Below are 14,132 nucleotides of genomic sequence, written 5' to 3'. Positions count from 1 at the left end.
ACATTGGTTGCTGCTTACTCTGCTGCGACCGGCACCACTTTAAGCGCAAGACCACCCTGTGAGGTTTCTCTGTATTTTGCCAGCATATCCTTGCCGGTTTCGTACATGGTCGCGATGACTTTATCGAGAGAAACACATGGATCTGAGTTTCGGCGCATAGCCATACGTGTTGCGTTGATCGCTTTGACAGAGGCTATTGCGTTGCGCTCGATGCAAGGCACCTGAACCTGCCCGAGAACAGGGTCACATGTGAGGCCCAGATTGTGCTCCATACCGATTTCAGCTGCAATGCAGACCTGAGCCGGGCTCGCACCCAGCAGCTCTGCAAGGCCTGCTGCTGCCATGGAGCACGCAACACCAACCTCACCCTGACAGCCAACTTCTGCACCGGAGATGGATGCATTGGTCTTATACAGCGCTCCAATGGCGCCTGAGGCGAGGAAGAATTTTGTGTAGTGCTCAGGCTCAAGACGCTCAATAAACTTGTCATAGTACGCGAGAACCGCAGGAATGATACCTGCTGCACCGTTGGTTGGTGCTGTTACAACGCGGCCACCTGCTGCATTTTCTTCTGATATGGCCAGCGCGAACATGTTGACCCAGTCAACCGTCGCCATCGGGTCGTTGCTGCTGCGCTCTGTCGCCGTCAGCTGACGGCGTAGTGCTGCTGCACGGCGTGGGACTTTGAGCGGACCCGCCAGCAGACCTTCCGTGTTGCTGCCACGCTTTATGCCATCGCGCATCACATTCCAGATACGACCAAAGCTCTCACGCAGTTCTGTTTCACTGCGGAATGCTTTTTCGTTTTCCAGAACAAGCGCGGAAATGCTCATACCGTTTTGGCGGCAATGCTCCAGCAATTCTGAAGCGTATTTGTATGGATAAGGCACCGAAACTTCGTTTTCTGAAGCCTTACCGAAATTCTCTTCATCCACGATGAACCCACCGCCGATGGAATAGTAGGTTTTGGAGAAGATCTTTTCTCCACCTGCAAAGGCATGGATGGACATGCCGTTTTCATGCAACTCAAGTGCTGGACGATTAAATGTGATTGCATCATTCGGGAAGTCAACCACGTGGCAATGCATGCCAACCGGGAGGCGACCGGTTTGTTCTACGCGCTGAATGAACTCTGGAATGCTGTCAATATCAACGGTTTCCGGAGAGTTGCCACCAAGCCCCATAATAATTGCTGTGTCTGTGTGGTGGCCTTTGCCTGTCAGAGACAGAGAGCCGTATATGTCAACTGCAATACGCGTCACATCACGCAGTTTATCCTGAGCACGCAGGCTATCAATGAACTGCTTTGCCGCTTTCATAGGCCCGACTGTGTGGGAGCTGGATGGACCTACACCGATTTTGAAGATGTCAAAAACGCTGAACATAACGTGAACCTCAGTGGGAGAGAAAAACCGGTGTCCGAAGACACCGGTTTATTTTTGTTAGTTGGCCTTCTTAGAAGAGGCCTTTTACGATCGCAGAGATTGCGACAATGCCCATGATGGTGATGAAGATGTTGGACAGCGCACCGTCGTACTTCTTCATGCTTGGGACTTTTTTGATTGCGTACATTGGCATCAGGAACAGGATTGCTGCGATGAACGGAGCACCCAGGCCTTCAATCATGCCAAGAACGGATGGGTTGATGATTGCAACACCCCAGACGGAGAAGAAGAAGAATGCAACAAGCAGTGTGTTGAATTTCTTTTCGCCCAAGCCTTCAACAGCTTTTGGAGCAGCTTTCTTAGCAATGCCTGCAAGACCTTCTTTTGCGCCAAGGTAGTGACCGAAGAAGGAAGAGAAGATTGCAAGGAACGCAACCAGTGGGCCCATGAAGGAGATCAGCGGGCTGTCAAACACGTTTGCAAGGTAAGACAGGACTGGCAGGTTCTGCTGTTTTGCTTCCATCAGCTGTTCAGGTGTCAGTGCAAGAACGCAGCTGAATACGAAGAACATAACGAAGCCGAGGAGCATCACAGATGCGCGCTTCAGGATGATATCGGACTTTGCCACCGCATTATCGCCATGTGCTTCGCGCTGAGCCAGAGCCATGGAGGAGACGGCTGGGCTGTGGTTGAAGGAGAAGATAAGCATTGGAATGGTGAGGTACACCACTGTCAACAAAGTGCCGGTTTCTGGGATCATATCAAAGCTCATGGCTTCAAAAGACCAGGATGGGATCAGGTATACAGACATACCGAACAGGATGATCACCAGTGGGTACACCAGAAGCTCAGTTGCGACGAGCATCAGGCGGCGACCAAGGATCATTACGCCCATCATCATTGCAACGAGAATACCAGAGAGGAGCCAGCGTGGAACTGCAGGCATTGCCAACTGGTTGACGATGAAGCTGTCGATGGTGTTGGTAATCGCGTTACCGTAGATCAACACGATTGGGTAAATCGCGAAGAAATAGAAGAAGGTAATCAGCAGGCCAGCTGCTTTACCAAAGTGTTCTTCAACCACGTCTGTGATGTCTGCGTCTTTGTTCTTGGAGGAAAGAACAAAGCGAGCCAATGCGCGGTGAGAGAAGTAGGTCATTGGACCTACGAGAGCTGCGATCAGGATCAGCGGCCAGAAGCCTTCAAGACCTGCACGGATTGGAAGAAACAGAACACCGGCACCGACGGCGGTACCGAACATGGACAAAGACCAGGTAAGATCTTCTTTTGTATATTTAACCGTTTCTTTCGGGGCGACTTCGACTTCGGTCGCATTGATGCTTGACATTTCTTTTATTTCCCCATGTGCCACTCATGTGCCCTAGGAGAATTTCCCAATCTCTCTAGGACGGGGACCTGATATACTTATGTTAAAATTTTAAGACCATACGTTTTAATACACATCCTGCGCGCCATAATAACGCAGCGATACTGAATACGACTTCAGTTTAATAGCGCGAGCCCCCAGTGCGCGTGCAACAATCTGCCGCGGCGCTGTAAATAATTATATTAAATAGGATTTTTCACCGAACTCCTATTAATCAGCTTTGGCTCTTCGTCAAACCTACAGTTCACACAATATACGCGCATTCTAATATATGCAGTCAACACACTGTTTCCCAAGCGTATATCACTGACCTAGAGGTACTTTGGCGTCATTTGAGTAATTCGCATAAGTAAAATTGCATTCAGGTGTATGCCTGAATCTAATGCGTTCACCTGTCCTCAAATGATGACAATATGCCCCTTGCACGCGCATTTTGTGCGCTCGGAAAAACACCGTATTTTCGCTAAGGCACACAAATGCATACATTAATTATAATCGGAGGAAAAATTTCAAATGCGACATTCTTTCCCCCTGTTTTCAATCAGAGGGTTTGAATTGTCTTCATTGCACCTTCCAAAGCTTCGCCTTTTTCATCCAAAAGCGCGGCTTCTCTGAGACGTCTGAGCCAATCTGCGGCGTCTTTTCTGTCTTTCAGGAGTGTGAGAGAGGAAAGAACCCGGTCGAATTTGGAGTGCCCGCGTTTATGTGTGTCCGAATATCCTTTGATGAGCCGGCGACAAGTGAGGATCTCAACAGCAAGATCATAGTCCGAATGCACGGTCTTAATCGCAAGATCCCGCCAGTTTTGGAGATGTTCTGTCTCAATTTCATGGCGCAGAAAACTGCGGCGCCAGGGTTTCAGGCTGCTGATGAGCCAGAGGCTGAGGAAGCCTCGAACGGAGTGCGTTCTTATGCGTCGCCCCTTGTTCACCCTTCTATCCAACCAGTTGAACACTTTAGGACGGGCTTCGACCCATTTGCCAAGTCGAACTGGCAGAGTTCCGCAGATTTCCTCCATGCGTGGGTGGAGATATTCGGTCAGTTCCAGCTGATTTTCTGCGCCTAACCCGATTTCCCTTTCAACGCGTTGCAAGCGTGTTTTTTGCGTTTTTATGTCGGCAACACGGATTGTGTCGTCATAACACATAGCATTTGCGATATACTTGGCCGCAACTCTGGTGAATTCCCAGTTGCCATTTTCGGTATCACTTGCGAGTACAATCTCGAGGTGATTGAGATACTCCTCACCGTATTCCAGATCCTGAAACTCAACGGTCTTGCGCAGCCCTGCCAGCGCCATCTCGTGAGCCTGTTTGGGGAGCGCTTCAATGCGGGATAAAAGCAGTTGCCAGGCTGCGCGTTTTTTCTCAGGCCCGCGGACTGTGAGTATCTTCTCAGACTTGGTTTGTTCTGGTCGCTTGGTACCAGCGCTTCCAGCAGCAGCTGATGACTGGGCGTGCTCGAAGCTCGCATTGAAAGACGCCAGACTTGCTTTGACGCCTTTACCGCCTTTGCGGATGGTGTCTTCATAGGTGCTTTTGAGAAATGGCAATGCGCCGGAACCGGCAAGTGCGCCGAACAGGCTGGAGGAGATGACGCTGCCATTGTCTGCAGCGACTTCTTCCATATTGAAGGCGACCAGTTTTTGGGAGGCATTTCCGAGACGAGAGAGGACGACATCACTGTCCTGCTCCCCTTTACCCGGCACGATCTTTTCCGAGACTGCCAGAATGCGGTGAGATGAGGCAATGAGCGTTGTCTTATCAGCAGTCACGAAACCACGGATAACCGCGCGGCCTGCTTCCATGAGTTCGGCGCAAATCACGGTGTCGACATCGCCTTGCGCTGGGCTGAGGGAGAAGACAGGGGCTTTGCCAGTATCAGGTGCCATTTCGACGTAATAGATTGTTGCGCCCGTGCGCTGGGCGACACCTGCGACAGAGGTGGACTGGGCTTTATAGCCGTTGGCTTCAGCTAAGTTGACGATCCAGTCTGTGAGGACACCGCCGCCCTGCCCGCCAACGGCGAAGATGGCGATTTTCGTGATGGTGCGGGTTTCATCCTCGCCTGTTCCCAAAGCCTGCCATTGAGTGTCGATATCCATACTTATGCCTCCTCAATGATCAGAGATCGTCGCTCTCGCCAGTTTTGCAGCGCAGAAATGATGCGACCGCGTATATTACTGAAGAAGCGTTCGGATTTGCTTGGGTTGTGAATGGTGTCGGCCTGATAGAAGGATGGGCAGAGGATGGCGGCGTCCGCAACCTCTCCGCAATTGCCGCAACCCACGCAGTTCTGGTCAATATGCGCGACGGGATCATCGCGTAGCGGGTCGTCCAGATCTTTGACTGTCAAAGAGGGACAACCGGACAAGCGCATACAGGCGTGATCCCCTGTACAGACATCTTCATCAACACCGAAGCGGGTTTTGACGACGCGCTTTTGCTCTTTCACGGCTTGATTGATGATTGGCTTTTCGCGGCGCTGTTTGTTGAGCATGCATTCCGAGGACGCAATGATGACCTTTGGTCCCTTGATATCGGTGGTCAACGCTTCCTTCAGGACCGATTGCATCTGGGTGACGTCATAGGTGCGGTCAAGCTGACGAACCCATTTGACACCAACGCCTTTCACCGCTTCGGTGATCGGGTGTTTGGTGGACTTGCTTTTGTTGTTTGCCCTTGAGGACAGGATGTCCTGCCCGCCTGTGGCCGCTGAATAGTAATTGTCGACAATGACGATCACGCCATCATTTTGATTGAAGACCGCATTGCCGATAGAGGTGGTCAGGCCATTGTGCCAGAAGCCGCCGTCTCCCATGAACGAGATGGACCTGCGATCCGTTTTTGTTGTGTTGAATGCAGAGGCCGAGGCCGGGCCTAGTCCATACCCCATGGTGGTGGAGCCAATGCCAAAAGGGGGCATGATGGAGAACAGGTGGCAGCCGATATCGGAAGCTATGTGATGCGGGCCAAGTTCATCTTCCACCAGTTTGGTGGCAGCGAAAATTGGGCGTTCCGGACACCCCACGCAGAACCCGGGCGGGCGCATGGGAACGACCTCTTGCAGCTCTTTGATATCTGGCAGGGCTCCAGGTGTGTTTGGTGCGCGTCCTTTGCCGGGCAACGCATCGCAGTGGGTTGCAAGGAAGGTCTGGATGCTGTCCAGCATCACCTGTCCGGTATACTCACCAGCTTCGGGGAATGGCCCCTTTCCTTCCAGTTTGGTGGTGAGGCCTTCCTTTTGCAGCATGGCGCCGACGGCTTGCTCCAGATAATCAGGATAGCCCTCTTCCACCACCAGCACGGCCTCTTTGGTGCGGCAGAACTCGTTGATTTCAGCTGGAACAAGCGGATAGGTTACATTCATGACGTAGAGCGGGATTTGCGTTTCGCCGTTGATGTCGGCAAGGCCCAAACGCTGTAATGCGCGGATGACGCCGTTATACATACCGCCTTGCAGGATAATCCCGACATTGCGGCCCTCTGGTCCGAACAACTCATTCAATTTATGCGTTTGAATATAATTCAGCGCGGCAGGTAAGCGCTTTGTTACCTTCTCCTGCTCATGGAGGAAGGAGGCTGGTGGCAAGACAATGCGGTTCAGGTCACGCTTTGGGTTCTCCAGCGCGTCTGCCACACTCATGGATGGGCGCTGGTTGTCTTTGGTGGTGAACTCACCATGGACATGACAGCTGCGGATGCGCACCTGAAGCATAACCGGTGTGTTGGAGGCTTCGGATAGCTCAAAACCATCGCCAACGGCTTTGACGATGGACGGCAGATTGGGACGCGGATCGAGCAGCCAGATCTGGCTTTTCATTGCAAAGGCGTGGCTGCGCTCCTGCATGATGGAAGAGCCTTCGCCGTAGTCTTCTCCGACAATAACAAGGGAACCACCGGTGACACCACCGGACGACAGGTTTGCCAATGCGTCAGAGGCAACATTGGTGCCGACTGTTGACTTGAAGGTGACTGCGCCGCGAATGGGATAGTGAACAGACGCGGCCAGCATGGCGGCGGCGGCAGCCTCGCTGGCGCTGGCTTCAAAGTGCACACCAAGCTCGCCAAGAATATCCTGCGCATCAGCCAGAACATCCATGAGGTGACTGATTGGCGAGCCCTGATAGCCGCCAACATAGCCTACGCCATTTTCCAGCAGCGCTTTGGTGATGGCCAGAATGCCTTCACCGCGGAACACTTCGCCCTCACCTGCGCGAAGTTTTTCGACCTCTTTGACAAAAGATCTTTCTGCCATACTCTCTCCCCAGAAAGCATGACAGATCCAGTTGGTGCGAGCTCAATGAAGAGAAACGCGCCCTAGAAGTCGTGCTTTCGTATGTTTGCCAGCACCTTGCGCAGCGTCACCAAAAAGGCGTCATGCTCGGCTTGCGAGACGCCAGTGAACATTGTGCTGTATTCATCGCGCATATGCGGCCACATTTCTGCAAAGGCAGACCGTCCAGCCTCAGTCAGAAAAATATGGCGCACGCGGTTGTCCTGCTCGCTCGCTTTACGGTGGATCAGACCTTCCTTTTCCATCGCATCCAGCGTGCGGCTCAAAGTCGATTGCTCGATCACCGAATAAACCGAGAGTTCGTTGATCATCAGCCCGTCCACGACTGACAACACAGCAAGTGCTCTCATCTTGGCGACCGACAACCCTGATCTGCTCAATTTTTCGCGCAGACTCTCGTTGTATCTGCCCATGATCCGGTTCATCAGATAGGGCGCAAAATGGCCCAGCCCGACTTCACCCAGAGATCTCGGCGTGGATACTGGTTTTGAGTGTTGTCCGTCCTGTTCAGTTTCGGGAGCTTGATCACCGAGAATCTCGTTCATGTGGTGCACTCTTTCTTTTTTGAACAAGCCCCACCTCTCTCGTAGAGCTTGAAAATGATTATATGCATTTACATATTTATATCAACTGCAATCCTGTAGATTATAGCGTAAATATGTGATCATTCATTGTTTTCGAGAGTCTCGATCATGCGAGAGAGAAAACCTTTCACCTGCGCGATATCATTCATGCCAAGCTGACGGATCAACCGCTCTTCATGAGCACTGGCCTGCGTGACGAGTTGACCGGCGAGTTCCCTGCCCTTCTCGCTCAAAAAGATGCGGACACGGCGGCGGTCTGCTTCATCAGAGCGGCGTGTCACCAGCCCTCTTTCTGTCATCTGATCAATGGTTTTGGTGAGGTGAGATTGCTCCATCAAAGCAAAGCGGGCCAACTGAGTGACCATCTGGCCGTCATTGTCTCGAAGACACGCCAGTACGCGCCACTCCGGGACGCGTACGCCTGCGCCCCGGATTTCTTCGTGAAACTGCCCGCTGGCCAGATGGCTTGCCGATGCCAGCAGATACAAAAGGTACCCGTCTACAAAGCCGGATTCCTTTTCATGCGTGTCGATTTCATTCAGGTCTGCGTCCACCGGCCAGCCTCTTCTTTTGTTTTTGCCGCGCTACATTGAGTACGGAATGATAAGTGCGAGTCCCGGAACTGCAATTAGCAGGATCAAGCGCACAACATCCATAGCAACAAATGGAACTACACCGACAAATATCTTTTCAACCGGCACCTCAGGCGCAACTGAGCGCATAACAAACACGTTCATGCCGATTGGAGGCGTGATGAAGCTCATTTCCGTGACGATAATGACGAAGATACCGAACCAGATTGGATCAAACCCAAGACCTGTGACGATTGGAAAGAGAATCGGCACTGTGAGCGTGACCATGGACAGGCTTTCCAGCAGGCACCCCAACACCAGATAGATCAGCACGATCATGGTGATGATGGCATAAGGCCCGACGCCGAGGGCGTTTACCCATGTGCGCAGGTCCGTCGTCAGACCGGAAATGTTCACGTAGTTCAGGAAATAGAGCGCCCCGAACAGAATGAAGAACATTACAGCTGTGGTTTTGGCTGTCTCGAATAAGGTATTGAGCGTCTCCCGATAAGTCAGTTTGCCCCGCATTGCAGTCAGAACCAGTGCTCCGCCTGCTCCGATGCCAGCCGCTTCAGTGGCTGTGAAGACGCCGAGATAGATGCCTCCCAGCACGCAGACGAACAAAAGCAATGCCCAGGACACACCGCGCAGAGCGATGATCCGCTCTATCAGGGGCAGCTTGCTCTGAACTTCCAGCTCCTCCTTAAACATGAAGAGCGACAAGCGCACGGCAAGCATATAGCCGATGACACCGACGAGGCCCGGCAAAATGCCAGCCAGGAACAGCGCGCCGATGTTTTGCTGCGTGAGAATGCCGTAGATGACAAGAATGACGGAGGGCGGGATCAAAATACCCAGCGTTCCACCTGCTGCGATGGAAGATGTTGCCAAGCGGTCCGAATACCCAAACCGGCGCATGGCTGGCAGAGAGACGCGTGCCATGGTTGCGGTGGTCGCCAGAGATGATCCGCAAACCGAGGAAAAGCCACCACAGGCAACGATGGTTGCCATGGCCAGACCGCCCTTACGGTGTCTCAGCCATGCGTTTGCCGCCGTATACATGTCGCTGGCGATGCCAGACTGGACGATGAGATTGCCCATGAGCAGGAACAGGGGCACGACCGACAGGGTGTAGCTTCGACCGCTGTCAAAATAGACCTGTCCGACAAGGTGAAATGCAGGTGGCAATCCAATGATGGAGGCCACTCCAAAGAAACCAACGGCTGCCATTGCAAAAGCAATTGGCACGCCTACAAAAATCAATGCCATCAGGATGGCAAGACCCAGATACCATTCCATCAGGAACCGCCCCCAACACCTCTAGGAATTCTCAAAACGGCAAGCACGAATGTGATGAATGCGCAAAACGCACAAATGACACCGGCTGCTTTTGCAAATGGAGCAAGAGGGATGCGTAAATACACCGTCACTTCCTGATAACTCGCAAGCTGCGTTCCGTGTTGCCAGAGCTCCCAGGCCACAACGGACAGGACCACAGCTACAAACATGCGTGAAAAGAACATTTGCAGGGCGGCTACTCCGCCTTTGAACTTGGAGGTGAACAGGTCTACCGTGATGTGCCCATCATCCAGGCACACCGCTGGAAGGCCTGTAAAAATCACCGCCATGAGCAGCAGTTCTGTATATTCCGGCGCTCCGGGCAATGGGCTTGCAAACAGGTAACGGCCAATCACATCAATGACCGTTACTGCGACCAGCGCCAGAAGCAGTATTCCGCAGAGAACAGAGGCGCCCGAACGAAGCTTTCGTCGGGCGCGCGCTGCTAGATCAACCAGATTCCCACTCATTTTTCAGAGGCAACCGCTGCAACTTCTTTTTGGAGCATGTCCATGGCAACTTCAAAGTCGATGCCTTTTTCGCCGTAGGATTTGGCAACACCGTCAAACATTGGACGGGTGGCTTCTTCCAGTTGAGCACGCTCTTCTGCGGTGGCATCGTGAATGGTCACTTTACCTTCCATCTGCTCCAGACCCCATGCATCCGCAGCATTCCATGCGGCGCCCGCAAGACGGGAGAAGGCTTCGCCAGAGATGGCCTCAATGGCTTTCTGATCCGCTTCTGACAAGCTGGAGAACTTGGCGTTGTTGGCGATGAAGAAGAAGGAGACGTTGTACAGACCACCTTCTACGCGCAGGCCGTTGCTAAGCAGGCCATCCAGCTTGAAGAACGGGATGGATTCAGTCGGGAACACGATGCCGTCAGCAATGCCGCCGGACAGGATCTCATAGGACTGCGGTGCTGGTGCCTGGATGGCCACCATGTCCATAGCCTGAACCAGCTGGTTGGTAATGCTACCAGCAACGCGGATCTTTGCGCCTTTCAGCTCGCTCAAAGGTGAGACGGCACGGTCGGTTGTGTAAAGCAGGCCGGGACCGTGGGTGAAGACACCCAGAACCTTTGAGCCGCGGTGCTCGTTGGCTTTTGCCAGCGTGCTTTCATAGAGACGCCAGTAGGCAACGGACAGGCTGGTGGCGTCCGTTGCAAGGAAAGGCAATTCCGCGATCTGTGTGAGTTTAAAGCGGCCCGGTGTGTAACCGTGCACGCCGTATGTGAGATCCGCAATGCCGTTTGCGGCGAGGTCAAAGTGGGCTGGTGGCGGGCCGAGCGGTGCGTCGAGGATTTGCACAGAGACGCGTCCCTCTGTGACTTCCTTCACTTTGGCCGCCCAAGGCACCATCATGCCTTTTACGATCGGGTGTGCCGGCGGCAGCCAGCTGGACATGCGCAATACGGTTTCCTGCGCCATGGCAGATGCGCTGACAGAGAGCGCGGCAATAGTTGCAGCTGCAAATATCTTGAGTTTCTTATTCATGTTCTCCCTCCCCAGAGAATACAGGATGAATGAGAAAAATGTGCACACATACCGTGGGTTAATCAAGCACAAATATGAAATGGAAACTATTTCCAGTTCATGCATTGACATTGTTTTATATGATATCGCATATTATATTTCTCATTTATGCGAGAGGAGACTCTCCTTGTTTTGGCTCTGAGGGAGGACGCCAAAAAGCATGAAAACACTTATTATTGAGGGGGTTCGGACGGCCGCCCCAAAAATCAAACAGTTTGTTCTCAAAGCCGAAGATAATGCGCAGCTTCCGCAATTTGAAGCTGGTGCACATATCGCAGTTCAACTTAAGGATGGCTCTTCTCGTCAATATTCTCTGATCGATTTTGGTGAAAACTTACCCTACGAGAATCAGCGATACACGCTCGGTATACTTTTGGAGCAAGACGGAAGTGGCGGTTCGGCTTACATGCACTCTTTGCAGGTGGGCGACGCTGTTCAGGTTGACGTACCAAAGAACGATTTTCCGCTGATTGAAGACGACAGACCGGTTGTTCTGATTGCAGGCGGCATTGGTGTGACGCCGATCATCAGCATGGCTGCTGCGTTGAAGCGCGCAGACAAAGCCTATGCCCTGCACTACTCTGGCCGCACGCTGGAGGGGATGGCATTCAAGGATGAGCTTGCAGACCTCTGCGGTGATGCTTTGAACATCCATAGTGATGACAATCCTGAGCGCTGTCTGGATCTTGGCGCTCTCATTCCAACGCTCGATACTCGCAGCCATATCTATGTATGTGGCCCGAAGGGAATGATTGAAGCCGTGCGCGAGACGGCGCTGACTGCTGGCTTTGGCAAAGAGCAGATCCACTTTGAACTGTTTGCAAGCGCTGCGTCTTCAGGCGATGATGTCAGCGGCGGGTTTGAGGTGGAGGTTAAATCCTCTGGCGAGGTGTTTTGGGTGCCGCAGGATAAATCCATCGTGGATGTGCTGGAAGACGGCGGCGTAGACCTTGTTTACGATTGCCAGCGCGGGGACTGCGGGATTTGTCAGGTGGATGTGCTTGAGGGTGAGCCAGACCACCGGGATGTAGTGCTGAGTGATGATGAGAAAGCGGCTGGTGACGTGATGCATATTTGCGTATCGCGTGCCAAGTCCAAACGACTGGTGCTGGATTTGTAAAAGATAATTTCGCGTATTTTCCGGAGGGACGCATTTTTAGCTCCGGTCAGTATGCGCTCTAAGCTTTTTGGGAGGGGAGCTTATGACCATGAAATACAAAGATAACCCGCAGGCGGTGGCCAACCTTGTGCGCCCCGCTGAGGTTCATCGTGATCTTTACATCGACGATGAAGTGTTTGCCCTGGAGATGAAGCATCTGTTTGCCTCCACATGGGTTTATGTGGGGCATGAAAGTCAGGTGCCCAATGCTGGTGATTATTTCGCGACCGATGTTGCTGCTCAGCCTATTTTGCTGGCACGGCATACGGATGGCGAAGTGTATGTGCTGCACAATCGCTGCCCGCATAAAGGCACCAAGATCGTCATTGATCGCTCTGGCAACACGGGCAAGTTTTTCCGCTGTCCTTACCATGCGTGGTCGTTCCGCACCAATGGCAAGCTGCTCGCGATCCCGCTGAAGAAGGGGTACAAAGACACCGGTTTTGAGCAGAGCGAGGCTGGGCAAAGCGGTCTGCCTCCAGTGGGCGCGGTGAAGAACTATCGCGGCTTTATCTTTGTGCGCATGAACCAAGAGGGCATCAGCTTTGAGGAGTACTTCGGCGGCTCCCTCTCCTCTCTCGACAATATGGTGGACCGCTCTCCGATTGGTAAGCTGGAGGTAGCTGGCCCGCCGCTGCGCTACATGCACAATTGCAACTGGAAGATGCTGGTCGATAACCAGACAGACACCTGTCACCCGATGGTTGCTCATGAAAGTTCCGCTGGCACCGCGGTTGAGATCTGGGAGAGCATAGACAAGGACGAGAACACCAAAACGCCTATGGCGATGGAGGTGATTGCGCCATTCATGTCGCCCTACGAGTTCTTTGAGGATATGGGTATTCGCACCTGGCCGAATGGTCATGGTCATACAGGTGTGCATCATTCCATTCACTCGGATTACTCTGCTATTCCGGGTTATCTGGAGATGATGGTGGAGGCCTACGGCGAAGAACGTGCCAAGGTCATTTTGGGTGAGAACCGGCATAACACGGTCTATTTTCCGAACATCATGATCAAAGGCCCTATCCAGCAGTTGCGTGTGTTCATTCCACTGGCCGCCAATAAGACGCTGGTTGAAAGCTATATCTTCCGCCTTGTTGATGCACCGGACATGCTGCTTGAGCGCACGGCCATGTACAACCGCCTGATCAACGCACCAACCTCCATTGTTGGGCACGATGATCTGGAGATGTATGAGCGTGCGCAGGAAGGCCTGCATTCTCAGGAACTTGAGTGGGTGAATGTGCAGCGCCTTTATGATGCTGACGAAGACCTGGATGTCGAAGCCGTTGAGAACGGGACGACGGAACGCCAGATGCGCAATCAGTTCCATGCCTGGAAGAAGTTTGTTGTTGCAAGCATGGAGGCCGAAGCTCGTGACCTTACCGACGCGTGATGACCTGATCGACTTTGTCTACCATGAAGCCCGGGTGATTGATGAAGGCCGCTTTGATGAGTGGCTGGAGCTTTGGGGCTCTGACAGCTACTACTGGATGCCGCTGGATTATCAGCAGGACAATCCAAAAAACATGACCTCGCTTATGTATGAGGATGCCTTTTTGCGGAAGCTTCGTGTTGAGCGCCTCAATGGCCTGCGCACTTTTTCGCAAAAACCTAAGAGCCGCTGCTCTCATGTTTTAAACCGTCCAAGCATCGAGGCTTTTGATCCGAAGGCGGGCCAGTTTATCACCCGCACTGCCGTTCATTATGTGGAGACGCGGCTCGATGACCAGTTCTTGCTGGCGGCTACGGTTCATCATCATTTTGAGATGGTGGAGGATGAGCTGAAAATTAAGCTGAAGCGGGTTGATCTGCTCAACTGTGATGCTGCCTTTGGCAACATCCAGCTGTTCATTTGAGAAAACAGGTTGTTT

The 14,132-nt window shown here is 52.7% G+C and carries 12 protein-coding genes; 3 read left to right on the top strand and 9 right to left on the bottom strand.

Annotated elements, in window-relative coordinates:
- Nucleotides 1–14: 14 nt before the first annotated feature.
- From PsAD46_RS15350 to PsAD46_RS15310, 9 genes are all read right to left on the bottom strand, one after another.
- A complete protein-coding gene (locus PsAD46_RS15350) occupies nt 15–1,385 on the bottom strand; it encodes an L-serine ammonia-lyase (protein WP_063291931.1) in 1,371 nt (456 codons plus the stop codon).
- A gap of 70 nt (nt 1,386–1,455) precedes the next feature.
- Nucleotides 1,456–2,733, bottom strand: coding sequence for an aromatic amino acid transport family protein (locus PsAD46_RS15345; RefSeq protein WP_057465273.1), 1,278 nt, complete (start codon nt 2,731–2,733; stop codon nt 1,456–1,458).
- Between the two features lie 580 nt (nt 2,734–3,313).
- Nucleotides 3,314–4,876 (bottom strand): indolepyruvate oxidoreductase subunit beta family protein, encoded by a 1,563-nt coding sequence (locus PsAD46_RS15340; RefSeq protein ID WP_063307286.1) that lies wholly within the window; start codon nt 4,874–4,876, stop codon nt 3,314–3,316.
- A 2-nt stretch (nt 4,877–4,878) separates the two neighbouring features.
- Nucleotides 4,879–7,029 (bottom strand): indolepyruvate ferredoxin oxidoreductase subunit alpha, encoded by a 2,151-nt coding sequence (locus PsAD46_RS15335; protein WP_063307285.1) that lies wholly within the window; start codon nt 7,027–7,029, stop codon nt 4,879–4,881.
- A gap of 62 nt (nt 7,030–7,091) precedes the next feature.
- Nucleotides 7,092–7,613, bottom strand: coding sequence for a MarR family winged helix-turn-helix transcriptional regulator (locus tag PsAD46_RS15330; protein WP_084404428.1), 522 nt, complete (start codon nt 7,611–7,613; stop codon nt 7,092–7,094).
- Nucleotides 7,614–7,732: 119 nt separating this feature from the next.
- Nucleotides 7,733–8,206 carry a MarR family transcriptional regulator gene (locus PsAD46_RS15325; RefSeq protein WP_057465275.1) on the bottom strand — a complete coding sequence of 158 codons (474 nt, stop codon included), beginning with the start codon at nt 8,204–8,206 and terminating at the stop codon, nt 7,733–7,735.
- Nucleotides 8,207–8,236: 30 nt separating this feature from the next.
- A complete protein-coding gene (locus PsAD46_RS15320; RefSeq protein ID WP_063288524.1) occupies nt 8,237–9,523 on the bottom strand; it encodes a TRAP transporter large permease in 1,287 nt (428 codons plus the stop codon).
- Entirely contained in the window at nt 9,523–10,032 is a 510-nt protein-coding gene (locus tag PsAD46_RS15315) for a TRAP transporter small permease (protein WP_063296609.1), read from the bottom strand. The genes PsAD46_RS15320 and PsAD46_RS15315 overlap by 1 nt, the downstream gene beginning before the upstream one ends.
- Entirely contained in the window at nt 10,029–11,057 is a 1,029-nt protein-coding gene (locus PsAD46_RS15310; protein WP_063307284.1) for a TRAP transporter substrate-binding protein, read from the bottom strand. The genes PsAD46_RS15315 and PsAD46_RS15310 overlap by 4 nt, the downstream gene beginning before the upstream one ends.
- A gap of 199 nt (nt 11,058–11,256) precedes the next feature.
- Between PsAD46_RS15310 and PsAD46_RS15305 the strand changes: the two genes are divergently transcribed.
- From PsAD46_RS15305 to PsAD46_RS15295, 3 genes are all read left to right on the top strand, one after another.
- On the top strand, nt 11,257–12,216 hold the full coding sequence (locus PsAD46_RS15305; protein WP_063307283.1) for a PDR/VanB family oxidoreductase: 960 nt from the start codon (nt 11,257–11,259) through the stop codon (nt 12,214–12,216).
- A gap of 82 nt (nt 12,217–12,298) precedes the next feature.
- Entirely contained in the window at nt 12,299–13,654 is a 1,356-nt protein-coding gene (locus PsAD46_RS15300; RefSeq protein ID WP_063307282.1) for an aromatic ring-hydroxylating dioxygenase subunit alpha, read from the top strand.
- Complete coding sequence (locus PsAD46_RS15295; RefSeq protein ID WP_063288520.1) at nt 13,635–14,117, top strand: aromatic-ring-hydroxylating dioxygenase subunit beta; 483 nt, start codon at nt 13,635–13,637, stop codon at nt 14,115–14,117. The genes PsAD46_RS15300 and PsAD46_RS15295 overlap by 20 nt, the downstream gene beginning before the upstream one ends.
- Nucleotides 14,118–14,132 lie beyond the last annotated feature (15 nt).

Source organism: Pseudovibrio sp. Ad46, assembly GCF_001623065.1.
GTDB lineage: Bacteria > Pseudomonadota > Alphaproteobacteria > Rhizobiales > Stappiaceae > Pseudovibrio.
This window is presented reverse-complemented; position numbering and strand designations above follow the sequence as displayed.

Bases quoted from the DNA above. Each gene is read 5' to 3' on its own strand.
- PsAD46_RS15350 (WP_063291931.1), bottom strand. From the start codon at position 1,385: ATGTTCAGCGTTTTTGACATCTTCAAAATCGGTGTAGGTCCATCCAGC.
- PsAD46_RS15345 (WP_057465273.1), bottom strand. From the start codon at position 2,733: ATGTCAAGCATCAATGCGACCGAAGTCGAAGTCGCCCCGAAAGAAACG.
- PsAD46_RS15340 (WP_063307286.1), bottom strand. From the start codon at position 4,876: ATGGATATCGACACTCAATGGCAGGCTTTGGGAACAGGCGAGGATGAA.
- PsAD46_RS15335 (WP_063307285.1), bottom strand. From the start codon at position 7,029: ATGGCAGAAAGATCTTTTGTCAAAGAGGTCGAAAAACTTCGCGCAGGT.
- PsAD46_RS15330 (WP_084404428.1), bottom strand. From the start codon at position 7,613: ATGAACGAGATTCTCGGTGATCAAGCTCCCGAAACTGAACAGGACGGA.
- PsAD46_RS15320 (WP_063288524.1), bottom strand. From the start codon at position 9,523: ATGGAATGGTATCTGGGTCTTGCCATCCTGATGGCATTGATTTTTGTA.
- PsAD46_RS15315 (WP_063296609.1), bottom strand. From the start codon at position 10,032: ATGAGTGGGAATCTGGTTGATCTAGCAGCGCGCGCCCGACGAAAGCTT.
- PsAD46_RS15310 (WP_063307284.1), bottom strand. From the start codon at position 11,057: ATGAATAAGAAACTCAAGATATTTGCAGCTGCAACTATTGCCGCGCTC.
- PsAD46_RS15305 (WP_063307283.1), top strand. From the start codon at position 11,257: ATGAAAACACTTATTATTGAGGGGGTTCGGACGGCCGCCCCAAAAATC.
- PsAD46_RS15300 (WP_063307282.1), top strand. From the start codon at position 12,299: ATGACCATGAAATACAAAGATAACCCGCAGGCGGTGGCCAACCTTGTG.